Annotated in this window: 19 protein-coding genes; 9 read left to right on the top strand and 10 right to left on the bottom strand. The window is 71.0% G+C overall.

Annotated features, from left to right (window positions below; genetic code table 11):
• Positions 1-52: 52 nt before the first annotated feature.
• Positions 53-1,879 carry a translational GTPase TypA gene (gene typA / locus DK368_RS07775; RefSeq protein WP_114393355.1) on the bottom strand — a complete coding sequence of 609 codons (1,827 nt, stop codon included), beginning with the start codon at positions 1,877-1,879 and terminating at the stop codon, positions 53-55.
• Positions 1,880-2,266: 387 nt separating this feature from the next.
• Between typA and DK368_RS07770 the strand changes: the two genes are divergently transcribed.
• Both DK368_RS07770 and DK368_RS07765 read left to right on the top strand, forming a co-directional pair.
• Positions 2,267-4,072 (top strand): autotransporter assembly complex protein TamA, encoded by a 1,806-nt coding sequence (locus tag DK368_RS07770; protein ID WP_155524513.1) that lies wholly within the window; start codon positions 2,267-2,269, stop codon positions 4,070-4,072.
• A gap of 81 nt (positions 4,073-4,153) precedes the next feature.
• Complete coding sequence (locus DK368_RS07765; protein WP_114393353.1) at positions 4,154-8,629, top strand: translocation/assembly module TamB domain-containing protein; 4,476 nt, start codon at positions 4,154-4,156, stop codon at positions 8,627-8,629.
• 25 nt (positions 8,630-8,654) lie between these two features.
• Here DK368_RS07765 and DK368_RS07760 read toward each other — a convergent pair whose 3' ends face one another.
• Entirely contained in the window at positions 8,655-9,599 is a 945-nt protein-coding gene (locus DK368_RS07760) for a LysR substrate-binding domain-containing protein (protein ID WP_193552264.1), read from the bottom strand.
• A gap of 179 nt (positions 9,600-9,778) precedes the next feature.
• Between DK368_RS07760 and DK368_RS07755 the strand changes: the two genes are divergently transcribed.
• Both DK368_RS07755 and ahpD read left to right on the top strand, forming a co-directional pair.
• Entirely contained in the window at positions 9,779-10,318 is a 540-nt protein-coding gene (locus DK368_RS07755; protein WP_114393352.1) for a peroxiredoxin, read from the top strand.
• 381 nt (positions 10,319-10,699) lie between these two features.
• The gene (ahpD, locus tag DK368_RS07750; RefSeq protein ID WP_114393351.1) at positions 10,700-11,236 is read left to right on the top strand and encodes an alkylhydroperoxidase, AhpD family; all 537 of its coding nucleotides are present in this window, start codon (positions 10,700-10,702) and stop codon (positions 11,234-11,236) included.
• 91 nt (positions 11,237-11,327) lie between these two features.
• On the opposite strand, the gene DK368_RS07745 is transcribed toward ahpD, so the two are convergent.
• Positions 11,328-12,023, bottom strand: a complete 696-nt coding sequence (locus tag DK368_RS07745; protein WP_240002387.1) for a LysE/ArgO family amino acid transporter — start codon at positions 12,021-12,023, stop codon at positions 11,328-11,330.
• A 17-nt stretch (positions 12,024-12,040) separates the two neighbouring features.
• On the opposite strand from DK368_RS07745, the gene DK368_RS07740 reads away from it, so the two are divergent.
• Together DK368_RS07740 and yddG are read left to right on the top strand one after the other, a co-directional pair.
• On the top strand, positions 12,041-12,517 hold the full coding sequence (locus tag DK368_RS07740) for an Lrp/AsnC family transcriptional regulator (protein WP_114393350.1): 477 nt from the start codon (positions 12,041-12,043) through the stop codon (positions 12,515-12,517).
• Between the two features lie 10 nt (positions 12,518-12,527).
• Positions 12,528-13,445, top strand: a complete 918-nt coding sequence (gene yddG, locus DK368_RS07735) for an aromatic amino acid exporter YddG (RefSeq protein WP_114393349.1) — start codon at positions 12,528-12,530, stop codon at positions 13,443-13,445.
• 10 nt (positions 13,446-13,455) lie between these two features.
• Here the strand turns inward: yddG and DK368_RS07730 are convergent, their stop codons facing one another.
• A complete protein-coding gene (locus tag DK368_RS07730; protein WP_114393348.1) occupies positions 13,456-14,247 on the bottom strand; it encodes a class I SAM-dependent methyltransferase in 792 nt (263 codons plus the stop codon).
• 232 nt (positions 14,248-14,479) lie between these two features.
• Here DK368_RS07730 and DK368_RS07725 point away from each other — a divergent pair, with 232 nt between their 5' ends.
• Positions 14,480-15,436 (top strand): radical SAM protein, encoded by a 957-nt coding sequence (locus DK368_RS07725; RefSeq protein ID WP_240002386.1) that lies wholly within the window; start codon positions 14,480-14,482, stop codon positions 15,434-15,436.
• A gap of 28 nt (positions 15,437-15,464) precedes the next feature.
• Here the strand turns inward: DK368_RS07725 and DK368_RS07720 are convergent, their stop codons facing one another.
• Positions 15,465-16,187 (bottom strand): UdgX family uracil-DNA binding protein, encoded by a 723-nt coding sequence (locus tag DK368_RS07720; protein ID WP_114393346.1) that lies wholly within the window; start codon positions 16,185-16,187, stop codon positions 15,465-15,467.
• A gap of 141 nt (positions 16,188-16,328) precedes the next feature.
• Here DK368_RS07720 and DK368_RS07715 point away from each other — a divergent pair, with 141 nt between their 5' ends.
• A complete protein-coding gene (locus DK368_RS07715; protein ID WP_114393345.1) occupies positions 16,329-17,300 on the top strand; it encodes an SDR family oxidoreductase in 972 nt (323 codons plus the stop codon).
• A gap of 154 nt (positions 17,301-17,454) precedes the next feature.
• Complete coding sequence (locus DK368_RS07710) at positions 17,455-17,922, top strand: BLUF domain-containing protein (RefSeq protein ID WP_114393344.1); 468 nt, start codon at positions 17,455-17,457, stop codon at positions 17,920-17,922.
• Positions 17,923-17,931: 9 nt separating this feature from the next.
• On the opposite strand, the gene DK368_RS07705 is transcribed toward DK368_RS07710, so the two are convergent.
• The 5 genes from DK368_RS07705 to glgX all read right to left on the bottom strand — a co-directional run bounded on the left by DK368_RS07705 (position 17,932) and on the right by glgX (position 24,683).
• Entirely contained in the window at positions 17,932-18,615 is a 684-nt protein-coding gene (locus DK368_RS07705) for a 2OG-Fe(II) oxygenase (RefSeq protein WP_240002385.1), read from the bottom strand.
• Between the two features lie 81 nt (positions 18,616-18,696).
• Entirely contained in the window at positions 18,697-19,356 is a 660-nt protein-coding gene (locus DK368_RS07700) for a 2OG-Fe(II) oxygenase (RefSeq protein WP_240002384.1), read from the bottom strand.
• Positions 19,357-19,552: 196 nt separating this feature from the next.
• On the bottom strand, positions 19,553-21,466 hold the full coding sequence (treZ, locus tag DK368_RS07695; protein ID WP_240002383.1) for a malto-oligosyltrehalose trehalohydrolase: 1,914 nt from the start codon (positions 21,464-21,466) through the stop codon (positions 19,553-19,555).
• 40 nt (positions 21,467-21,506) lie between these two features.
• On the bottom strand, positions 21,507-22,496 hold the full coding sequence (locus tag DK368_RS07690; RefSeq protein WP_114393342.1) for a response regulator transcription factor: 990 nt from the start codon (positions 22,494-22,496) through the stop codon (positions 21,507-21,509).
• The gene (gene glgX, locus DK368_RS07685) at positions 22,497-24,683 is read right to left on the bottom strand and encodes a glycogen debranching protein GlgX (RefSeq protein WP_114393341.1); all 2,187 of its coding nucleotides are present in this window, start codon (positions 24,681-24,683) and stop codon (positions 22,497-22,499) included.
• Positions 24,684-24,726: the final 43 nt, after the last annotated feature.

Here is a 24,726-nt window from a genome sequence, read left to right as displayed (position 1 = left end):
ACCCCCGTCCCTGGCGGGACGGGGGTTTGCCTGACGACAGTCCGGCCGGCGATCAGCTGGCTTCGGCGGCGCGCTCGGCGCGCTTGCGGTCGTTCGGGTCCAGCAGCTTCTTGCGCAGGCGGATGGACTTCGGCGTGACCTCCACCAGCTCGTCGTCCTGGATGTAGGACAGAGCCTTTTCCAGCGTCATGCGGATGGGCGGGGTCAGGACCACGGCCTCGTCCTTGCTGGTGGTGCGGATGTTGGTCAGCTTCTTGCCCTTGAGGACGTTCACTTCCAGATCGTTCTCGCGGGTGTGCTCGCCGACGATCATGCCCTCATAGACCTTCCAGCCCGGCTCGATCATCATCGGACCGCGATCCTCCAGGTTCCACAGGGCGTAGGCCACGGCCTCGCCATCGGAGTTGGAGATCAGCACGCCGTTGCGGCGGCCGGGGATCGGGCCCTTGAAGGGGGCGTAGTCGTGGAACAGGCGGTTGATGACGCCGGTGCCGCGGGTATCGGTCAGGAACTCGCCCTGATAGCCGATCAGACCGCGCGACGGCACATGGAACACCAGACGGACCTTGCCGGCGCCCGACGGCTTCATCTCCAGCATCTCGCCCTTGCGCTCGTTGAGCTTCTGGACGACGACGCCGGAGAACTCCTCGTCCACATCGATCACCACCTCTTCGATCGGCTCCAGGCGCTGACCGCTGGTGGTATCGGTCTTCATGACCACGCGGGGACGGCTGATGGACAGCTCGAAGCCCTCGCGGCGCATGGTCTCGATCAGGATGCCCAGCTGCAGTTCGCCACGGCCGGCCACCTCGTAGGCGTCGGCACTGTCCGTCTCCCGGATGCGCAGGGCCACATTGCCCTCGGCCTCGCGGAACAGACGGTCGCGGATCATGCGGCTGGTGACCTTGTCGCCCTCGCGGCCCGCCAGCGGGCTGTCATTGACCGAGAAGGTCATGGCCAGGGTCGGCGGGTCGATCGGCTGGGCCGGCAGGGCCTGCTCCACCGCCATCTCGCAGATGGTGTCGGCCACGGTGGCCTTGGTCAGGCCGGCCAGGGCGATGATGTCACCCGCCTCGGCCTCATCCACCGGCACGCGCTCCAGCCCGCGGAAGGCCAGCACCTTCGAGGCGCGGCCCTGCTCGATCAGCTTGCCGTCGCGGGTCAGGGCCTTGATGGCCATGTTGGTCTTGACGCGGCCGGACTGGATGCGGCCGGTGAGGATGCGGCCCAGATAGGGGTTCGCCTCCAGCGTGGTGGCCAGCATGGTGAAGGGCGCATCGGCGCTGTCCACCTTCGGCGCCGGCACATGGCGCACGATCAGTTCGAACAGCGGGGTCAGGTCCTTGCGCTCGTCGTTGAGATCGACCACGGCCCAGCCGTTACGGCCCGAGGCGAACAGGGTGGGGAAATCCAGCTGCTCGTCGCTGGCATCCAGCGAGGCGAACAGGTCGAAGATCTCGTTATGAACCTCGTCGGGGCGGGCGTCCTGGCGGTCGATCTTGTTGACGACGACCATGGGGCGCATGCCCAGCTTCAGCGCCTTGCCCAGCACGAACTTGGTCTGCGGCAGCGGGCCTTCGGCGCTGTCCACCAGCAGGCAGACGCCGTCCACCATGTTGAGGATACGCTCCACCTCGCCGCCGAAATCGGCGTGGCCCGGCGTGTCCACGATGTTGATGCGGACATTGTTCCACACCACCGAGGTGCACTTGGCCAGGATGGTGATGCCGCGCTCACGCTCCAGGTCGTTGCTGTCCATGGCGCGTTCGGCGACCTGCTGGTTTTCGCGGAAGGTGCCGGACTGTTTCAGCAGCATGTCGACCAGCGTGGTCTTGCCGTGGTCGACGTGGGCGATGATGGCGATATTGCGCAATTCCATGGGACGACCTTTGTACCCTCGGCGCGCCGCCACTTGGGGCCGCCCGTCGGCCCGGGATGCGCGCATGAAAAACGCCCGGCAACTTTCCCATGCGGGGAAGGAAGCCGGGCCTGTCTTGACGCGGCGCAATATAGCGATGGCGGTCCAGCGCGCAAAGTCCCGGACATGGGGGGGCAGCGTTGCATTTACGGGACAAGAGCGCATACCCGCCGGCCGGAGCCGGCGCGGACGGAAACGACAGGGGTACCCCGCCCGCGGGATGACAGCGCCGGCTTTGCCGTTACTCTTGGCGGCCCGGGGATTGGTGATGAAACGTTCACCCCGGAGGGTCGGCCCTGTATCGTGGCGACAGCCGATCCTTCCCGCACGGGCCGCGTCAGACAGAACATGCGCTTGCGTTCCCTCCTTCTTGCCACCGTTGTCGGCCTGTCTGTCCTTGCCCCACCGCCGGCCAGGGCACAGGACACGCCCTACACCGTGGAGATCAGCGGCGCCGAGGGCGGGCTGGAGACGCGGCTCAGCGACGTGTCGCGCCTGGTGGGGCTGCGGGAAAGCCCCCCGCCCTCGCCGCTGGGACTGCGGCGCCGGGCCGAGGCCGACCGCGAGCGGCTGGCCGCCGCCCTGCGGTCGGAGGGCTATTTCGACGCCGTGCTGGACATCGATGTGGATGTCGGCCAAAGCCCGGCCAAGGTCGCCATCGCCGTGGAGCCGGGGCCGCGCTACAGCATCAGCAGCGTCACCCTGACCGATCCGGACGGCAATCCCTTGCCGGAAGGGCTGGTGACGGCGGCGGACCTGGGACTGGCCGTGGGCAGTCCGGCCACCGGCCAGGCCGTGCTGGACGCCGAGGGCCGCGTCCCCGCCCGGCTGGCCGAGCGCAGCCGCGCCTTCGCCCGCGTGATCGACCGGCAGCTGGTGGTCGACCATGCCACCCGCGGCATGGACGTGACCTATCGCGTCGATCCCGGGCCGGAGGTCCATATCGGCCGCATCCAGGTCAACGGGCTGCAGCAGGTGGAGGAACGGGCCGTCCGCCGCCGCCGCGATTTCAAGATCGGCGATCCCTACAAGCCGTCGCTGCTGGAAGATTACCGGCAGGCCCTGGCCGATCTGGAGGTGTTTTCCAGCGTGCGCGTGCGGCTGGGCGAGCAGGTGGACGCCGACGGCCGCGCCCCGGTGCAGGTGGACGTGCAGGAGCGCGAGATGCGCTTCGTGGGCTTCGGCCTGAAATACGGCACCGAGGACGGGTTCGGCGGCAACGCCTATTGGGGCCACCGCAACCTGCTGGGCGGGGCCGAGCGCTTCCGCCTGTCGGCGGCGGTGGACGGCATCGGCCGCAACAGCACCACCGATCCCGGCCAGTACGACTATACCCTGGCCGCCACCTACCGCGAGCCGGACTTCCTGTCCCGGCGCCAGGCCCTGACCCTGTCGGCCCAGGCCATCTCCGAACGCCCGGACGCCTATCGCCGCAAGGCCCTGGTGCTGACCAGCGTGGTGGAGCGGCCGCTGGCCCATGGCATCACCGCCAGCCTGGGCGCCACGCTGGAACAGTCGCGCATCATCGAGAACGAGCAGACCACCAGCAACACCCTGCTGGGCATCCCGGCGGCGCTGACCATCGACCGCAGCAACGACCTGCTGAACCCCACGGCGGGCTGGCGGCTGAACGCCGCCGCCACACCCTATTGGGCGGCGCTGGGCGACAGTTCCAGCTTCACCATCGCCCGTGTCGGCGGCACCGCCTATCTGGGGCTGGATGCGGAGGATGATTTCGTGCTGGCCGGACGCGCCGTCTATGGTGCCATCGTCGGCGGCGGGCTGTTGAATGTGCCGGCGGACAAGCGCTTCTATGCCGGCGGCGGCGGCTCCATCCGCGGTTACGGCTATCAGGATGTGGGGCCACGCGACGCCGAGGGCGACCCGCGCGGCGGCCTGTCCCTGTTCGAGGCCAGCACCGAGCTGCGCTTCAAGGTGGCGGAGAATATCGGTGTCGTCGCCTTCCTCGATGCCGGCAATGTCTATGAGACGGAATACCCGACCCTGGGCGCGGGGCTGCGCTACGGCGCCGGGCTGGGCGCCCGTTACTACACGCCCATCGGGCCGATCCGGGTGGACGCGGCCGTACCGCTGAACAAGCGCAGCGGCGACAGCGCGTTCCAGCTTTATGTCAGCATCGGCCAGGCCTTCTGAGGGGACCGCCATGGCGATGCCGCATTACCGCACCCTGCTGCCCCGACGCACACCGCCTTCGCCCACCGACCGGGGGACGCCATGACCGACAGCCGACCGGATACCGCGCCCGAAACGGGCGGCCGCCGCCTGCCCCATCCCGTCAGCGTCACCCTTTATATCCTGGGCGGGCTGCTGGCGCTGACGCTGCTGCTGGTCCTGGGGGCCATGGCCTGGCTGTCCACCGGCAGCGGCCGCGGCTTCGTGCTGGCCCAGGCCCGGACCGCCGTGCCCGGCCTGACCATCGAGGGGGACAGCGGATCGCTGTTCGACCTGCGCATCGACCGCATCACCCTGGCCGACGCCCGGGGCGTGTGGCTGACAGTGGAGGGGGCGGCGCTGGACTGGTCGCCGCTGGCCCTGCTGACGCGCACGCTGGAGATCAACCGGCTGGCCGCCGACCGCGTGGCCGTGGCCCGCACCCCGGAAAGCCCGGACACGCCGCAACCCGAGGACGATACGCCGTTCCGCCTGCCGGTGGCGGTGGACCTGGAGCGGCTGGACCTGCCGCGCATCGAGCTGGGAGCGGCGCTGGCCGGCGGCCGCCCGGCCATGGGCAAGGCCGAGGGCGCGGCCGAGATCCCCGCCGGCCGGCCGGGCGGCCATGTGCGCCTGAATGCCGCCCGCACCGACGACATGCCCGGCACCGCCGTGCTGGACGCCACCTATGTGCCCCAGGACAGCCTGGCGCTGAACCTGACGCTGGAGGAGCCGGTGGGCGGGCTGGTGGCCGACCTGCTGCAGATCCCCGGCCGCCCGCCGGTGACGGTGACCCTGACGGGGTCCGGGCCGCTGACCGACTGGACCGGGCGGCTGGCCGCCCGGGCCGGCGACGTGGTCCATGCCACGGCCGAGGCCCGCATCCGCCCCACCGCCGACCGCTTCAGCTTCGGCCTGGAGGGCACTGGCGACATCCAGGCCCTGCTGCCGGCACCGCTGAACACGCTGGCCGGGCCGGAGGTGGCCTTCGGCGCCGGCGGGCTGATCGTGCCCGGCGAGCGCATCGCCCTGGACGGCGTCGGCTTCACCGTGGCCGCCGGGCGGCTGTATGGCGGCGGCGAATATGCGCTGCAGACCGACGCCCTCAATCTGGGTCTGGTGTTCGAGGCGCCGGAGAATTCCGCCCTGCATCAGGTGCTGGCCCAGCCGGGCTTCCGCAGCGGACGGCTGGAACTCCAGGTCCAGGGCACCAGCAAAGCGCCGCAGTTCGTCAGCAGCCTGGAAATCCAGGCCCCCACAGTTCAGTCCTATGGCGCGGACAGGCTGACCCTGACGGCCAGGGCCGTGCCCCAGGGCGGGCGCGAGCGCATGGCGGTGACGGCGGAGGCGGTGCTGGAGCAGCCGCTGGCGGGCGACCCGGCCCTGGCCGGGCTGCTGGGGCCGGCTCCCGTGCTGTCGCTGGAGGCGCTGGTGCGCAGCGACGACGCGGTGGTGGAGATCGGGCGGCTGGCCCTGGACGCCGCCGCCCTGGACCTGGGCGGCAGCGGCACCCTGCGCGACTGGGGCCGGCGGGCCGAGGCCACGCTGCGCCTGGACGCCGCCGATCTGGCCCCCCTGTCCAGACTGGCCGGACCCAATGGGGCCGGGCGCGACCTGCGCGGCGCCGTGACGGCCGAGATCGGCCTGACGCGGCAGGACGACACGCTGACCGCCCGCATCGACGCCAGCGGGCGCAGGCTGGGGGTCGGCATCGCCGCCGCCGACGCGCTGCTGGGGGCGGAGACCCGGCTGACCGGCACGGTGGAGAGCGGCGGCGCGCTGCGCCTGCACGACCTGAGGCTGACCAGCCCCCATGCCACCATCGACGGCGAGGCCAGCCTGGAGGGGGACCGGCTGCGCGCCAGCAGCCGCGCCACCCTGCCCGATCTGGCGCCGCTGGCCCCGGCCCTGCGGCAGCCCATGGCCGGCAGCGCCACGCTGGAGCTGCGGGCCGAGGGGCCGCTGGAGGCGCTGGCCGTCACCGGCACCCTGACCGGCACCGGGCTGGACATCGGCGGCCGCCGGCTGGGGGACGCACGGCTGACCGCCGAGCTGACCGAGGTGCCGCGGGCGCCGAAGGGCCGGATCACCGCAGACACCGCCCTGTCGCAACGGCCGGTGCGGCTGGAGGCGCGGCTGGCCAGCGGGGCGCGGGACCTGACGCTGGAGGATCTGCTGCTGCGGATCGGGGAGAACCGGGTCAGCGGCCGGCTGGCGGCCGATCTGGCGACGGGCACCGCCAGCGGCGCCCTGTCCGCCGCCCTGCCCGATCTGGCCGCCATCGGCGAGCTGGCGGGGCAGCGCCTGTCCGGCGAGGCCACGGCCGAGATCCGGCTGGAGGCACCGGGCGGACGCCAGACCGTCATCCTGGAGGTGGGCGCCACCGGGCTGGAGCACCGGGCCGACATGCGCGCCCAGCGCCTTCAGCGCCTGACCCTGGGCGGGCGCATCACCGACCTGCTGGGCACGCCGACCCTGGATCTGCGGGCCCAGGCCGCCAACGGCTTCGCCGCCGGGCTGCGGCTGGAACGGGTGGAGGCCACGGCCCGCGGTCCGCTGACCAATGCGGCGCTGGGCCTGGAGCTGAGCGGCAGCAACGGCCGGCCGATCAGCCTGTCGGCCGCCGGCACGCTGGGCCGGGACAAGGCACTGACCACCCTGGCGCTGCAACGCTTCAGCGGCAGCATCGACGACACCCGTTTCCAGCTGGCCCAGCCGGCCAGGCTGGGCTTCGGCGGCGACCAGATCCAGGTGCAGGGGCTGACCCTGGTGTCCGGCGACAGCCGCGTGGCCGTCAGCGCCGAGCTGAGCCAGCGCCGGTTGCAGGCCCAGGCCGAGCTGGTGCGGGTGCCGCTGGCCTGGGCCCAGCTGATCGACCCGACCCTGACGCTGGAGGGCGAGCTGAACGGCAATGCCCGGCTGGACGGCAGCGTGGCCGCCCCGCGCGGCGAGGCGTCGCTGCGCCTGACCCGGTTCCGGCTGGCCCCGGAAAGCCAGGCCGGCCCCAGCGCCCTGGGGGCCAGCATGAATGCGGTCTGGCGCGACGGCCGGGTCGAGGCCGATCTGAAGGCCGAGGCCCAGGGCGGCGGTGTCGACCTCAACGGCCATGTCGGGCTGCCGCTGGTGCTGGCCGGCGGGCCGCTGGCCTTCGCCCTGCCGCCGGACCGCCCCGTCAACGGCCGGCTGGACGGCACGGTGGAGCTGGTGCGGCTGAACGATCTGCTGGCCACCACCGGCGACCGGCTGGGCGGGCGCATGGCCGTGGCCCTGCGGCTGGAGGGGAGCATGGCCGACCAGCGCCTGGCCGGCACGGTGCGCCTGATCGAGGCGTCCTATGAGAACCAGCAATGGGGCACCCGCGTCACCGCCATCACTGGCACCCTGGCCGGCGGCCCCGACGGGCTGGTGGTGCAGGACCTGCACGGCAGCACCCCCGGCGACGGGCGCGTGGCCCTGGAGGGCGCCATCCGCTTCAACCCGGCCTTCGGTGACCGCCAGATCGACCTGCGCCTGCGGGCCGACAAGGCGCGGGTGGCCCAGACCGACCTGGTCACCGCCACCGCCGATGCCGATGTCAGCGTGGCCGGCAGCTTCCGCGACGTTCTGGTGGCCGGTCAGGCCACGGTCAGCCAGGCGCGGGTGAACATCCCCGACCGGCTGCCGGCCTCGGTGGCCGATCTCACGGTGCAGGAGGTCAACCAGCCGCAACAGCGCCCGCGTGGCGCCGAGCGGCTGGCGCCCGGCCGCCTGCCCCCGGCCCCGGCACGGACGGCCGGCGCCCGTGCCGGCCAGGCGGTGGACGAGGACCGCTCCGCCGGGCCGGGCATGGTAGTGGCGCTGCAACTGGACGTGACCGCCCCCAACCAGATCTATGTGCAGGGCCGCGGGCTGGACGCCGAATTCAAGGCCGATCTGCAGGTCCGCGGCACGGCCGAGCAGCCGCTCGTCAGCGGCGCCGTCACCCTGGTCAAGGGCGAGGCGGCGGTGCTGGGCCAGACCTTCAGCCTGTCGCGCGCCAGCTTCACCTTCCTCGGCGACGGCACGCTGGAGCCGGCGCTGGACATCGAGGCCACGACCCAGCGCGGCGACCTGACCGCCATCATCGATGTGGAGGGCCGGCCATCGAAGCCCGTGGTGCGCCTGTCCTCCAACCCCGCCTATCCCGAGGACGAGGTGCTGGCCCGGCTGCTGTTCAACCGCGGCGCCGGCCAGCTGTCGGCGTTCGAGGCGGTGCAGCTGGCCCAGAGCGCCGCCCAGCTGACGGGACTGATCGGCGGCGGCCCCGGCCTGATGGACAATGTCAAACGCTCGCTGGGCGTGGACCGGCTGGAGATCCGCAGCAGCGAGACCGGCGAAGGGCTGGGCACCGTCGCCGCCGGCCGCTACATCGGCAGCAAGGTCTATGTCGGCGTGGAGCAGGAGCTGGGCACCGGCCAGAGCAAGGCCACGGTGGAATACGGCATCACCGACCATATCAAGGCCCGCGGCGAGGTCGGCACCGAGAGCCAGGTCGGCGTGCAGGTGGAGTGGGACTACTGACGCCGGCGCAGAAGCGCCGGCGGTGTCAGCGGGCCATGCCAGCCGCAGCGGCCTTCGCCCGGCGCAGCCCGTCGGGCAGGCAGTCGCGCAGCACCTCGGCGATGCGGGCGAGGTCGTCGGCGCGGGGAGAGCCGCGGCGCCAGACCAGGGCCATGGTGCGCGAGGGCTGCGGTGCGGCGAAGGGGCGGATGGTGACGCCGGTCCCCGGCCCCGGCGCCGGTGCGGCCAGGGCCGGCACCAGGGTCAGACCCAGGCCGCCGGCCACCATCTCCATCAGCGTGGCCAGCGAGGTGGCGGCGAACCCGTCCGATTCGGCGGCCCCGGCCAGATGGCAGACATGCAGGGCCTGGTCGCGGAAGCAGTGCCCGTCCTCCAGCAGCAGCAGCGATTCGCCACGCAGGTCGGACTCGGTCAGCGCCGTCCGGGCCGCCAGCCGGTGGCCCGGCGGCAGCGCCACCAGGAAGGGCTCGTCATAGACCTCCGCCTGGTCGAGCCAGCTTTCCGCCAGCGGCAGGGCCAGCAGGGCGGCATCGAGGTCGCCACCCCGCAGCCGGTCCAGCAGCCGCTCGGTCAGATCCTCGCGCAGGTAGAGCTTCAGCTCGGGATAGGCCCCGCGCAGGGTAGGCAGCACCCGCGGCAGCAGATAAGGCCCGACCGTGGGGATCACCCCCAGCCGCAGCACGCCGGACAGGGGCCGCCCGGCGGCCCGCACCGCCTGCGACAGGTCGTCCAGCCGCGCCAGAATGTCGCGGGCGCGGCGCACCGCATCCTCCCCGGCGGGGGTCAGCAGCACCCGGTGCTTGGTGCGCTCCACCAGGCCGGTGCCCAGCGCGTCCTCCAGCTGCTGGATCTGGGCCGACAGGCTGGGCTGGCTGACATGGCAGGCGGCGGCGGCGCGCCCGAAATGCAGCGTATCCGCCAGGGCCACCAGATAGCGCAGCTGCCGCACCGTCACATTTGCCGGGATCATCGGGGATTCCTATTACGACAGTCGGAAGATACGATTGGAAATATCAAAGGGATGTTGGCATTTTTGGAACCGTTCAAGGCGGCCCGCCGGGCACGCCCCCCTGGGTGCGCCCCGCGGCAAGCCCTGTGGAAAAACGACCCGACCGAAATCCAACCGCTAAGCGAAACTGGAGCTATAGCATGCTGACCGTTGGCGACAAGTTCCCGGCTTTCAATCTGAAGGCCGTCGTGTCCACCGACCCGAAGTCCGCCTTCGCGGACATCAACAACGACACCTACAAGGGCAAGTGGCTGGTCGTGTTCTTCTGGCCGAAGGATTTCACCTTCGTCTGCCCGACCGAGATCGCCGCCTTCGGCAAGGCCAATGGCGAGTTCGCCGACCGTGACACCCAGGTGCTGGGCGCCTCCATCGACAGCGAGTTCGTGCACCTGGCCTGGCGCAACAACCATGCCGACCTGAAGGACCTGCCCTTCCCGATGCTGGCCGACCTGAAGCGCGAGCTGAGCACCGACCTGGGCATCCTGCACAAGACCGAGGGCGTCGCGCTCCGCGCCACCTTCATCGTCGATCCGGAGGGCATCATCCGCTTCGCCTCCGTGCACGACCTGTCGGTCGGCCGCAACGTGGCCGAGGTGCTGCGCACCCTGGACGCCCTGCAGACCGACGAGCTTTGCCCCTGCAACTGGCAGAAGGGTGAAGAGGTTCTGAAGGTCGCCTGATCTCCCCAACGTCAGGTGATCTTCCCGCGGCGGGCGCCGCATTCCCCCCGCCAGGCGCCCGCCGCGCATGTCCCCGCTATCCGGGGCGCACCCCGGATAGCGGTTCCTGCCCCGCCGCAGGGCGGCTGTGACCGCCGCCGCCAGCCGGCATCTGCTGGACTGCCGCCGGAAACCGGCCCGTATCCAGGGGCCACCGCGATGCAGGCAGACCCTGTGCCCGTGCGCGTTGTGACCGGCGCGCCCCATGCCGCGCGCGGGTTGCCATTGCCGAATGGACGGTGGCTTCCCACCTGAAGTCCGTTCCCGCGTGCGGTTTCCCGTCCGGCCGTGGTTCCCCCGGCCGCCATTTCCCGTCCGTTTCACTGACCCCGGAGAGGACCGATGTCCATCGACGCCCTGAAGTCGCGCCTGCCCGACTATGCCAAGGACCTGAGGCTGAACATCGGGTCGGTCATCACCACCTCGTCCCTGTCGCCGCAGCAGGCCTGGGGCACGGCCGTGGCCGCCGCCATCGCCAGCCGCAATGCCGAGGTGACCGCCGCCATCGTGGCCGAGGCCAAGGCCCATCTGGACGAGGCCGTGCTGACCGCCGCCAAGGCTGCGGCCGCCATCATGGGCATGAACAACATCTATTACCGCTTCGTCCACCTCTCCTCCAACGAGGAGTACGGCAAGATGCCGGCGAAGCTGCGCATGAACATCATCGCCAATCCCGGCGCGCCCAAGGTGGATTTCGAGCTGTGGTCGCTGGCCGCCAGCGCCGTCAATGGCTGCGGCATGTGCATCGACGCCCATGAGCGCGAAGTGCTGGCCAAGGGCGCGACCAAGGAGAATGTGCAGGACACGGTGCGCATCGCCGCCGTGGTCCATGCCGTCGCCACCGTGCTGGACGCCGAGGACGCGCTGGCCGCCGGCTGATCCGTCCACGGCCCTGGCAAAAAACGGCCCCGGGGAGCGATCCCCGGGGCCGTTTGCTATGGCGCATCGCGGGCGGGACCGATCACGGCCGTTACACCAGCAGAACCCCGGCCAGGGCCCAGAGGCCCAGCGCCGCCAGCAGCACGCCGGTGCCCACATTGATCCAGTGGACCGTGCGCACGGTGACGCGGTGCCGGATCAGGGTGATGCCGCCGGACAGCACGGTCCACCAGCAGAGCGAACCCAGGAAGATGCCGGCCACCAGGGTGCCGGCCGCGCCGGGGCTGGGAGTGGCGCCGAAGCCGGCGATGACGGCGAAGATGCCGAGGATGGTCACCGGATTGGTGAAGGTGAGCCCCAGGCCGGTGACGGCCGCCGCGAACAGATTGCCCGCCACCGGCTCCTTCGCCAGCGGCTTGGGCTCGCGCAGGAAGCTGTGAACGGCCACCGCCAGCAGGAAGACACCACCGATCAGGCGCAGCTCGCGCACATGGCCGGTCAGGAGGTCGATCACCGCGGTGACACCGAAGGCGGCGATGGCGCTGAACAGGGCATCGGCCATGGCCGCACCGACGCCAGTGGCCAGCCCGGTGGACAGGCCCCGCTCCAGCGTGCGGCGGATACACAGAAGGCCGATGGGTCCGACCGGTGCGGCGATGACCACCCCCAGCACCAGCCCGCGCCAGAGAATTCCCAGATCTTCCAGCAAAAACAGCGACTCCGTCCGGACAGGCGACGCACTCTGCCAGCGCCGGGCGGCGCCGGAATAGCGGAAACCGACCAACATCGTTAGGATGCGACGCCATGACCGGGCGCCCCACATCCGACCTTCTCGATCCCATCGGCCGGCAGCTGCTTGCGGCGCTGCAGACCGATGCACGGCAATCCTTCACCGATCTGGCCCGCCAGGTGGGGCTGACGCCGCCGGCGGTGGCCGAACGGGTCCGGCGCCTGGAACATGCGGGGCTGATACAGGGCTACCGGGCCGAGGTCAACCATGCCGCCCTGGGGTACGGGCTCTGCGCCTTTGTGCGCATCCGCGCCCTGCCCGGCCGCGATGCCGCGGTGGAAGCCTTCGCCGCCGGGACGCCCGAGGTGCTGGAATGCCACGAGGTCACTGGCGAGGACAGCTACCTGCTGAAGGTGGCCGCCAGTTCGGTGCCGCATCTGGACCGGATCATCACCGCCCTGGCCCCCCATGGCGCCACCCGCTCGGTCATGGTGCTGTCCACCAAGGTGGCGGGGAAGACGCTGCTGCCGCTGGACGGCGTCCAGCCATGAGGGGGAGCGCATGAGCGCGGGCGCGGCCCACCATCCGTCCTCCGTCCGCCGGGCCACGCTGGTGGGGGGCAGCGCCATCCTGCTCTGGTCCACCCTGGCCCTGCTGACGGCCCTGGCCGGGCCGGTGCCGCCCTTCCTGCTGGTGGCCCTGGCCTTCGCCATCGCCGGCACGCTGGGGCTGGCGGTGCAGCTGCTGCGCCGTGAGAACCCGCTGCCGGCCCTGCGCCAGCCCGCCCCGGTCTGGCTGCTGGGGGTGGGCGGGCTGTTCGGGTACCACGCCCTGTATTTCCTGGCGTTGCAGACGGCCCCGGCGGTGGAGGCCAACCTCATCAACTATCTCTGGCCGCTGCTGATCGTGGTCTTCGCCGGGCTGCTGCCGGGCGAGCGGCTGGGCCGGCCGCAACTGCTGGGCGCCGTCGCCGGGCTGGCGGGAACGCTGGTGCTGGTCAGCGGCGGTCATGGTCCGGACCTGCGGGGCGCCGCCCTGCCCGGCTATGGCGCCGCCCTGGCCGCCGCCGTGACCTGGGCCGGCTATTCCGTGCTGTCTCGTCGTTTCGGGAACGTACCGACCCGCGCGGTGACGTTCTTCTGTCTGGCGACATCGGGGCTGGCCGGCCTGTGCCACCTGGGTTTCGAGCCACGGATCTGGCCGCAGGGGACCGTCGCCTGGCTGGCGGTGCTGGCCATGGGGCTGGGGCCGGTGGGCGGGGCCTTCTTCGTCTGGGACCATGGGGTCAAGCGCGGCGACATCCAGCGGCTGGGGGCGTTGAGCTATGCCACGCCGCTTTTGTCCACGGCCCTGCTGATCCTGGCCGGGCGGGCCGAGCCGGGCTGGCCGGTGGCGGTGGCCTGCGCCCTGATCGTCGGCGGCGCCGCCCTTGCCGGCAGGGGCGGAGGCGGGGGCCGCGGCGGAGACAGGGAGCACTGACCGGCCGCGCTCAAGCGTCGCCGGGGTCCCCGGGACAGGACCCGTCCGGGTCGCCGGCCCGGTGCTCCACCGCCACGCGCCCGAAGACGGGCTGGGCCGCGGGGGACAGCAGGCGGCGGCGTTCCCGCGTCTTGGCCCGGCCGGCGCTGGCATAGATCTGCTTCGACGCCTCGATCATGTGGACGCCGGCGAAGGCCTTGAACCAGCGGGATCCCAGCTCCTCCCACGCGCCGGCGCCGGCCAGGACGAATCGGCTTTCGGTCGGCGGGAGGAACAGGGCGCACTGGTCACGCTCGGGCACGAACATGTTGGCGCGCAGGGTCTGCTTCAACTGCGAGGGCGAGAAGGGGCTGCCATGGCCGAAGGGCGTGCGGTCGCTGCGGGCCCAGATGCCGCGGCGGTTCGGCACCGCCACGATCAGCCGCCCGCCGCCGGCCATGACCCGCCAGATCTCCCGCATCATCGGGCGCAGCGCCTCGGTGCATTCCAGCGCATGGATCAGCAGCACCCGGTCCACCGACATGTCGGGCAGCGGCAGCTCCGCCTCCTCGGCCAGGGCCACCTGACCCGGCCCCTCATGCGGCCAGAACACCACGCCCTGCCCCGCCGGCATCAGGCACATGACCCGCTCCGCCTCGTCGCGGAAGGGGCGGAGATAGGGGGTGGCGTAGCCCAGCCCCAGCACGCGCAGGCCGGTGACATCGGGCCAGAATTCGCGGACGCGCCGGCGGATCAGGCGGCGCACCACCTGGCCCAGGCTGCCGTCGTAGAAGTCACGCAGATCCAGGACATCGCTGTACATGAGCGCAACGGTAGCACGATTGGCCGGCGATGGTGACGGGAGATCGCCCGCCACTGGCCCGGCGCGGGCGCATCACGAGACGGTGAGGCCGGCGATGGCGGGGATGCATTCGGCCGGCATCGGGTTATCTTTGGAAAAACGCCCGCCTGCCCGCACCAGGGACGCCATGACCGCCGCCGTTTCCGCCCCCCCTGCCCGCGCCGCTTTGCCCCCGACCGCGCCGCAGCGGCCCGTGACACCGCCCGTAACGCCGCCTGTGACACCGCTGAACCCGGCCAAGTTCCGCGACCCCGCCCGCACCGCCAAGGGCGAGGAAAGGGCCACGGTGACGCTGCAACGGCTGGAGACTCTGTGGCTGAACACCGGCACCCTGTGCAACATCACCTGCGCCAACTGCTATATCGAGTCCAGCCCGCGCAACGACTCCCTGGCCTATCTGCGCCGGGACGAGGCCGCATCCTATCTGGCGGAGATCCGCGCCCTGGGGCTGCCGACGCGGGAGATCGGGCTGACCGGTGGCGAGCCCTTCATGAACCCGGACATCCTGGGCATCCTGGAGGACGGGCTGGAGGCCGGCTTCCACCTGCTGGTGCTGACCAACGCCATGCGGCCGATGCAGCGCCATCAGGCGGCGCTGCTGCGGCTGAAGGCCCGGTTCGGGGCGCGGCTGGGCCTGCGCGTCTCCATGGACCATTACAGCCGCGCCGTGCATGAGGCGGAGCGCGGCCCCCGCACCTGGGAGCCGATGCTGAAGGGGCTGCGCTGGCTGGCCGACAACGGCTTCGCGCCGGCCGTGGCCGGACGCGGCCTGTCCGGCGAGGGGCTGGCCGATCTGCGGGCCGGCTATGGCCGCCTGTTCGCGGCGCTGGGCATGGCACTGGCTGTGGACGACCCGGCGCGGCTGGTGCTGTTCCCGGAGATGGATGCGCGCCAGGACGTGCCGGAGGTCAGCACCGGCTGCTGGGACATCCTGGGCAAGCGCCCGGAGCAGATGATGTGCGCCACCAGCCGCATGGTGGTGAAGCGCAAGGGGACCGAGCGGCCGGCCCTGGTGGCCTGCACCCTGTTGCCCCACGACCCGCAGTTCGAGCTGGGCACGACGCTGGCCGGGGCACGCCCGACCGTGGCCCTGAACCACCCGCACTGCGCCAAGTTCTGCGTGCTGGGCGGCGCCTCCTGCAGCGCCTGACCCCCGCCGCCAGTCACCCCGCGGCCGGTCACCCCGCGGCCCGGCCGGTCCCGTCGGCCGCGGCTTCGGTGGACTGGGCACGGGCAGGGGCGGCGGAATGGGCGGACTGGCGGGCCAGCCGATGGGCCGCGGCGGCCAGATCGCCGACGAAACGGGCATAGGCCGCCTGCCGCTGGTCGGCATCGGTGATGCGCAGCAGCGCCGACGGGTGGATGGTGCCCATGATCCAGCCGGCATAGGACGTGGCCAGGATCTCGCCCCGGTCGGCCATGACCTTGAAACTGCGGCTGATCAGGGCCTGGGCCGCCGTTGCCCCCAGACAGACGATGCCGACGGGGGCCAGGGCCGCGATCTCGCCCTCCAGCCAGGGCAGGCAGGCCGTGACCTCCAGCCGGCCCGGCTTCTCATGGATGCGGCGGCGGCCGCGCTGCACCCATTTGAAGTGCTTCACCGCGTTGGTGACATAAGTCCGCGTGCGGTCGATCCCCGCCTCGGCCAGGGCCCGGTCCAGCAGCTGGCCGGCGGGACCGACGAAGGGACGGCCGGCCAGATCCTCGCTGTCGCCGGGCTGTTCGCCCACCAGCAGCAGCGGCGCCCGCTCCGGCCCCTCGCCGAATACGGTCCGGGTGCCGGTGGCATGCAGCGGGCAGGCGGTGCAGCCGGCCGCCGCCGCCCGCAGCCGATCCAGGCTGCGCTGGCCCAAGGGCGGCAGGAAACGCGCGGCGGTGTCGACGGGCGGACGCGCGGCCATGGCGGGACTCCCGGAACGAGACGGGGTGGACGGGCGGGCTGCTCCTTCAATCGCAACCGCGTCGCCAAAGTTCCGGGCGTGCCGATCCGTGCCCCGGCCTGTTGCCGGGAGACGCGCAGACACGGGATAAGGAGGGAGACCATGCAGCTTGACGGGGCAACGGTGGTGATCGTCGGCGCTTCCAGCGGGATCGGCCGGGCCACGGCCCATGCCTTCGCCCGCGACGGCGCCAATCTGGTTCTGGCCGCCCGCGGCACGGAGAAGCTGGACCGGGCGGCGGCGGAATGCCGGGCGCTGGGAGCGGAGGCCGTGGCCGTCACCGCCGACGCCACCGACGATGCCGACATGCGCCGGCTGGTCGATACCGCCGTGGACCACTTCGGCGGCATCGATGTCTGGATCAACAATGCCGGCATCGGCGCCGTGGGCTGGTTCGAGCAGGTGCCGCTGGCCGCGCACCGCCGCGTCATCGAGGTGGACCTGATCGGCGCTCTGAACGGCAGCCATGCCGTCCTGCGCTATTTCGTGCAGCAGGGGCACGGGGTGCTGATCAACACCTGCTCCTCCGGCTCCTGGTTCGCGCCGCCCATGGCCGCCGCCTATACCGCGGCCAAGTACGGGCTGCGCGGCCTGACCGAGGCGCTGCGCCAGGACATGCGCCGCCACCCCGGCATCGCGGTGGCCGCCATCTATCCCAGCTTCGTCGACACGCCGGGCCTGCGCCATTTCGCCAACTATACCGGCCGGCGGCTGCGGCCCGGCGGGCCGTTGCAGACGCCGGAGCGCGTGGCCCGCGCCATGGTCCGGCTGGCCCGGCATCCACGCGGGCGCCTGCCCATCGGCCTCAGCAGCAGCCTGGCCCGGCTGGCCTTCGCCCTGGCCCCGGACCTGTCCGGCGGGCTGATGGAGGCGGGCTTCCGCCGCGCCGTGGAGCGGGCCGAGGCGGAGCCGTCGGGGAAACCCGAGACGGGCAACCTGTTCGATGTCCCCGACGACGATCTGGGCGTGCATGGGGGGGCCCAGCGCGGCGGCGGCACCACGCCCTGGCTGGTGGCGGCCGGCGCCATCGGCGGCATGGCCCTGGCGGCGGCCGCCACCGCCCGGCGCCCATAGCGGCGCCCCTGCGGCATTGCCGCACAGGGTGGGCGCAGGCGCACCGCAGGACGACGAGGCGGGGCGGAGACGGCCGGCCCGCGCCGAATGCAGGGTTGCAGGGTCCTTGGCTCTCGCGCTGTAATGCCATCCGTGTCGGCCGGAGTGTGCCCCCATGTCCGCGGATGATCTGCTTTGCCTCGTCTATATCAGCCGGTCGGCCGGCCCGGTCAGCGATGACGCGTTGCTGGCCCTGCTGGTCCAGGCGCGGAGCAACAACGCCCGCGACGGCATCACCGGCATGCTGCTGTACAAGGGCGGCTATTTCATGCAGGCGCTGGAAGGGCCGAACGCCCTGGTACAGGCGCTGTACCGCCGCATCTGTCTGGACCCGCGCCACCGCGACGTGACCACGCTGATCAAGTTCCAGCCGGACGGCCGTGCCTTCGATGGCTGGACCATGGGCTTTGCCAACATCGACCGCATCCCGCCGGAGCAACGGGCGGGCATCAGCCCCTTCCTGGACCAGGATTTCGAACCGGCTTCCTGGGCTGAGGCCCCGCATCAGGCCATGCGGCTGCTGCGTGCCTTCCGCGATGTGAACGGGGACAGCACGCAGGACACCCGGCCGGTGGAGGCGTAAGGGGGCGGATCAGCCCACGGGCTGGTCGGGATAAGCCAGTTCGTGGCGGGAACGCCATTCCGGCTTCACATAATTGACGATCAGCGTGCGGCGCACGCCGCGGATGGTGCGCGGCTCGAACCCGTGCCAGGTGTCGGTGCCGGGCACGAAGATCAGACCGCGGTTGAAGGCGGCGTTGGCCCGGCCGACCGGCGGCTTGGCCGGATCGGCATAGATGTCCGTCCCCCACTGGTCCGCGTCCGCTTCGGTGGACAGGTAGATCAGCATGGTGAACAGCTTGGCACCGATGTCGGTATGCGGCTCCAGCCAGAAGCCGGCAGTATCCTGGCAATATTCGATGCGCAGGAACGAGCCCTTCAGGGCCACGCCGCAGCGCCGGGAGAGCAGGCCCACGGTTTCCGGGTGCTGCAAGGCCTCGGCCACGTCGGCGGCCACGGCGAACTGCTGCCGCGCCTCGGCATTGAAGAAGCGGCGGCTGGCATTGTGGGTCTCGCGCCGCCCCTGGGTATCGTCGATGGCGGGCGGCTGCCAGGGCAGGCCATGCACGGCCTTGGCCGCATCGGCCGGCAGCACCTGGGTCAGCAGCCAATGGCGGAACGGCCATTCCTGCTGGTTGCAGGCTTCCAGGACATGATGCAGATGCTTGGCGGTGGCGCCGGGCGGCGTCGACACCGGCAGGGAAATGTCGAGCATGGCCGTTTTCCTTGCGGACGGAGCGGAACGGGATCGGGATGCGGGCGGCCCGGCGGTCAACCGCCGGGCCGGGATGGACGGTCACATGGACGAACCGCCGGACAGGCGCTTCCAGGCGGCGGACAGGCCATGGCGCAGGGTCTCGCGCTTGGCGGCACCGGCATCGACCATCCAGTTCAGCATGATGTAGCGGCGCACGCCCTCATAGGGCTTGTGGCCGTGCCAGCTGTTGTCGGTGCGGCGGAAACAGACCAGCGTGCCGTCCAGGGGCAGCACCTCGGCGATCATGTCGTCGATGTCGTCGGGGCCGCGCAGCAGGCGCAGCCGCCCGCCCTCGGGCGTCCAGCCGTCGTTGAGATAGATCAGCGCCGTCACCTGCTTGGAGACGCTGTCGGTATGGATGCGGCCGTCCTTGGCCTGACAGCGGTCGCGCAGGGTGACCATCAACGATTCGTTCGACAGGGGAAGGCCGAACTTGGCGGAGAAGGCGGCCGTCATCTCCGGGCTGCGCAACGCCGCCAGCAGCACGGCGAATCCGGGGTTCAGCCCCGCCAGCCCCTCGCGCCCCGGCGCCGGGGCCAGACCACCCTGGCCCGAGGACGGGAACCCCTGCCGCGCCAGGGCGGCGGCAGCCGGCTTCACGAACTCCGTCAAGGCCAGATGCGGGAAGGGCTCCGTCGTCAACGGGGCGGCCCGGAACCGCTCCAGATCGATCGGCCAGTCCGCGGTGTCCGCAGGCAATAGTTCCGGCCCGATCGCGCCGACCCGCAACCCATCCATTGTCGCCACCCAAGCTGTGCGTATTGTTGCGACGCAACGTAGAAAGGGTTGGCGGCCACATCTTTGATTCAGGTCAAAGACAGGCCGGGGCTGCGTCAATTCGCCCAGCCCCGCTGGCGGCGGGGGGCCGCCCCGCACAGCCGGTCAGCGGATCGGATCAGGGGTGGCCGATGCTGCCGCCGGTCAGGAACCAGGCCGCCGACCAGCCGGGCAGACGCCCCTGCGCCAGATGCTCCTCCACATCCTCCGCGCTGGCCAGCAGCAGATCGCCGGGCGGACGGGCGAATCCGGCCCGGCCCTCCCCGCCCAGGGTGGCCACGGCCGACAGGGTGGCTCCGTCGGCCAGCGTCCAGGTCATGGCGGCGGCATGGCCGTCCCAGACACGCCCCTGCGCCAGCCCGCCGGGCAAGGCGGACAGGCGCGGCATCAGGGCATTGCGGCGCAGGGTCAGCAGCAGGCTGGTCCAGGCCAGCCAGTCCTCATGTTCTTCCTTGGCCAGATCGTCCCAGTCCAGGCGCGACGCCAGCAGGGTGGCTTCGGCATTGGGGTCGGGCAGGCCGGTCAGCACCGCCGGGTCGGCGAGACCGGTAAAGGCCGCAAATTCGCGCCGGCGCCCGTCGCGCACGGCGCCGGCCAGATCGCCATGGAAGTCGCAGAAGAACAGGAACGGCGTGCGCGCCCCCCATTCCTGCCCCATGAACAGCAGCGGGATCTGCGGGGACAGCAGATGGAGTCCGGTCATGACCCGCAGGGCGCGGGGATCGGCCTGGCTGACCAACCGGTCGCCAGAGCCGCGATTGCCGATCTGGTCGTGATTCTGCAGATAGGTGACGAAGGCCAGCGGCGTCAGCAGCCCGCTGGGCTGGCCGCGCGACGGCATGCCATGGAAGACCGACGGCTGGCCCTGATAGACGAAGCCCTCGGTCAGGGCGGTGACCAGGGCGGCAGCCGCATCCTCGGCATAGTCGGCGTAATAGCCGTCACGCTCCCCGGTCAGCAGCACATGGGCGGCATGGTGCCAGTCATCGTCCCACTGGGCGGTATAGGTCAGCGGCTGCCCCGCCGCATCGCGCTCCAGCCGGTCGACCGCATTGAGCCCGTTCTCCAGCACCAGATGGACATGGCGGCCGGGGAAGCGCGCCCGCACGCTGCGGGCCAGTTCGGTCAGGATATCGGGATCGCTGTCGTCGCGGATGCTGTCCACCGCGTCCAGCCGCAGCCCGTCGAAGCGAAACTCCTCCAGCCAGTAGAGGGCGTTGTGGATGACGAGGTCGCGCACCGGCCGGGCATCCGGCCCGTCGAAATTCAGCGCCGCCCCCCAGGGCGTGTGGTGACGGTCGGTGAAGGTGGGGGCGGCATAGGCGTGGAGATAGTTCCCCTCCGGTCCGAAATGGTTGTAGACCACGTCGAGGAAGATGGTCATGCCACGGGCATGGACGGCATCGACCAGGGCCTTGAGATCGTCGGGTGTGCCATAGCAGCGGTCGGGCGCGAAGGGCAGCACCCCGTCATAGCCCCAGCCGCGGCGGCCGGCGAAATCGGCCACCGGCATCAGCTCGATGGCGGTGACGCCCAGCATCTCCAGATGGTCGAGCCGGTCGATGACGGCGCGGAAGCTGCCGTCCGGCGTAAAGGTGCCCACATGCAGCTCATAGAGCACCGTCTCTTCCCAGGGGCGGCCGGGGAAATCGGCATGGTGCCAGAGGAAGGCACCGGGATCGACGACGACGGACGGCCCATGCACATCCTGCGCCTGCCCGCGCGAAGCCGGGTCCGGCACCAGCAGACCACCGGGCAGGGCATAGCGGTAATGGCTGCCGGGACCGGCCTCCGCCACGAACAGCTCGAACCAGCCGTCGGCGGCGGGCTGCATGGGCAGGCGCCGCTCGGCCGCCCCTTCCCCCAGCACCAGGGTCAGCGACGGCACCGACGGGGCCCAGAGCCGGAAGCGGACACCGCCGCCCGGCTGCGGCATGGCGCCGAACGGCATGTCGTGAACCAGCCGGCCGCCTGAGTCCAGGCGGGGCACGGTCGGCGCAGCGGACGGGCCAGTCACGGACGGATCGGTCATGGCGGTTCTCCCTGGAATGCGGCGACGGAAGACCGCCCGGTCAGGCGCTTGCCGCCTCCGGCGCTGAATGGGCCTTGGCCTGGGCCAACTGCTCGAGCCGGGTGCGGTAGGCGGTAACGGCGACCGACACCTCCTGTTCCAGCTGGCCGCGGTCGCCGCGGCGGCAGATCATCGCCGCCAGATCCAGTGTGGCCCGGGCCAAGCCGGCGGGATCGGCAAGCGGCCGGTCGAGCGCAGCCTTGAACCGGTCGATATGCTGGCGGATGGTGGTGACGGGGCCATCGATGCCGCTGCGCTCGGCATCGGCAGGCAACCGCCGCAGCATGTCGTCCAGGGTGATGGTGGCGCGCAGCAGATGCTCCACCGCCATGCGGTCGGGCGGTGTATGCGCCAGCCCCGGCAGGGCGAAATCCACGAGGAAGGCAATCTGGAAGGCCTGGCGCATGATCTTCTGGCCGTTGATCCCGGCCAGGGCGGCCGAGATCTCCTCCGTCACACGCGCCTTGTCATACTGGCCCAGGGCCTTCTGGCGCAGTGTGTTGGGGACCTCGGTCAGCGGCACCTGCTGACCCTCGCGCGGGTGGCGCCGCCGGTCCGGCCCGATATAGTCGCTGCTGACCACGAACTTCTTGCGCGCCTCCACCAGATTCAGCAGCCGGTCATGCACCTGCTTGGCCGAGAAGGGCTTGACCAGCAGATCGTCGGCGCCGCTGGCGGCGAACCGCATCATCAGGGCGTTGGTGGGCTGCCAGGTGGTGGCGATGATGCAGGCGAAGGGATTGAGCGCCCCCAGGCTGTGCCGGACGGCATGGATGAATTTCAGCCCATCACCATCGGGCGGATCGGCATCGACGATCATCAGGTCGGGCAGGATGCCGTTGAGGGCCCCGGCCACGTCCTGCACGGCAGCGCATTCCGTGAAGGCGGTGATGCCGTCCCGGGCGAGAATGCTACGCACCAGCCGGCGGATGCTGCTGTCACGGTCAACCAGCACCACATGCAGGCCGTGAAAATCCAGTTCGCTGGCCATTTATCCCTCGGCATCCTCCGGCGCCGGACGGATTGCCGGCGTTTCCTCCTGGTCCAACAGTTCGAACAGCGTCAGGCTGCGCCCGCCGATGGTCGCGTCGGTTCCCGATTCTTCCCGCCGGTCCCCCGGCGCACCGGTGGGGTGGCCGGTGTCGAGCAGGCAGCGCCAGATCCGCCCGCCCGGCAGCGCCGGCAGGCGGAAGGGCACATCCTCATGATGGGCGTTGACGATCAGCAACAGCCGCCCATCGGCAGCCGGGCGGCCATCCGTGGCCAGATGCTCCCCGGCCCGCCCGTTCAGCAGCAGACCCAGGCAGCGGGCCTGGGTGTCACGCCACTGCTCCGCCGTCTTCTCATTGCCGGCGGGGGCGTACCAGGTGATGTCCTTGACCCCATCGGCCGACTCCTCCCGCCCATGCAGGAAGCGGCCGCGACGCAGCACGGGATGCTGCCGGCGCAGATCCGTCAGCCGGTGTACGAACTCGATCATGGCCCCGCCGGCGGCTCCGCCGGCAGCCCAGTCCAACCAGCTGATCTCATTGTCCTGGCAATAGGCGTTGTTGTTGCCGCGCTGCGTGCGCAGCAGTTCGTCACCGCCCAGCAGCATGGGCGTGCCCTGGGACAAGAGCAGCGTGGCCAGCATGTTGCGGGCCTGGCGCAGGCGCAGCGCGCGGATGGCCGGATCGTCGCTCGGCCCCTCCACCCCGTAATTGGCACTGTAATTGGCATCGTGCCCGTCGCGGTTGCCCTCCAGATTCGCCTCGTTGTGCTTCGTGGCGTAGGAGACGGTGTCCAGCAGGGTGAAGCCGTCATGGCTGGTGATGAAATTGATGCTGGACCAGGGGCGGCGCCTGCCGTTCTCGAACAGGTCGGCGGAGCCGGTCAGCCGGGCGGCCAGTTCCGGCAGCATGCCCTCGTCGCCACGCCAATAGCGCCGCACCGTGTCACGGTAACGGTCGTTCCATTCACTCCAGCCCGGCGGGAACTGGCCGACGCGATAGCCGCCCGGCCCCACATCCCAGGGCTCGGCGATCAGCTTGACCCGGGACAGCACCGGGTCCTGGCGGCAGGCATCGAGAAAGCCGCCCTGGGGATCGTACCCATGCGGTTCCCGCGCCAGGGTCGTGGCCAGGTCGAAGCGGAACCCGTCCACATGCATGTCGGTGACCCAGTAGCGCAGACTGTCCATCACCATCTGCAGCACCCGCGGATGCACCAGATTGAGGCTGTTGCCGGTGCCGGTATGGTCGAGATAGTAGCGCTTGTCGTGGGGGTGCAGCAGGTAGTAGCTGGCATTGTCGATGCCGCGGAAGCTCAGCGTCGGCCCGAGATGGCTGCCCTCGCCCGTATGGTTATAGACCACGTCGAGGATGACCTCGATCCCGGCATCGTGCAGCCGGGCCACCATGGTCTTGAACTCCTTGGTGCTGCTGCCGGCCATGTAGCGCGGGTCGGGCGCAAAGAAGCCCAGCGTGGCATAGCCCCAGTAATTGTGCAGCGACTTCTCCACCAGATAGCGGTCGTCGGTGGAGGCCTGAACCGGCAGCAATTCGATGGCGGTCACACCCAGGCTGCGCAGATGATCGATCATGGCCTGGCTGCCCAGGCCGGCGAAGGTGCCGCGCAGGGCCGGCGGCACGCCGGCATGTTTCAGCGTCAGGCCCCGGACATGCGCCTCGTAGATCACCGTGTCGGTCCAGGGAACCGCGGGCGCCCGCTCGATGCCCCAGGTGAAAGCCGGGTCGATGACCCGGCATTTCGGCATGGCGCGGGCATTGTCGCGCCGGTCGAAGGACAGATCCTCGCGGCTGGAGCCGACACGATAGCCGAAATGGGCATCCGACCAGCGCAGCGGCCCGACCAGGGCCCGGGCATAGGGGTCCAGCAGCAGCTTGTTGGGATTGAAGCGGTGCCCCCGCGGCGGATCATAGGGGCCATAGACCCGATAGCCATAGAGCAGGCCCGGCCGGGCGTCGGGCAGATAGCCGTGCCAGACCTCGTCCGTGCATTCCGGCAGGACGATGCGTTCTAGCTCGCGCAGCCCCTCGGCGTCGAACAGGCACAGTTCGACCTTTTCGGCGTTGGCGGAGAACAGGGCGAAGTTGGTGCCCGATCCATCCCAGGTGGCCCCCAACGGATAGGGACGTCCAGGCCAGACAGTGGTGCGGGAGGCGCCGTTTGTTCGCATCGCAGGACTTCGTGGTTGGACGCATACCCCGTTATTCCCCAGG

Origin of the sequence: Oleisolibacter albus (assembly GCF_003336875.1) — a bacterium.
Lineage (GTDB): Bacteria > Pseudomonadota > Alphaproteobacteria > Azospirillales > Azospirillaceae > Niveispirillum > Niveispirillum album.
The sequence above is the reverse complement of the archived record's forward strand: the minus strand, read 5'-3'. Positions and strand labels throughout refer to the sequence as shown.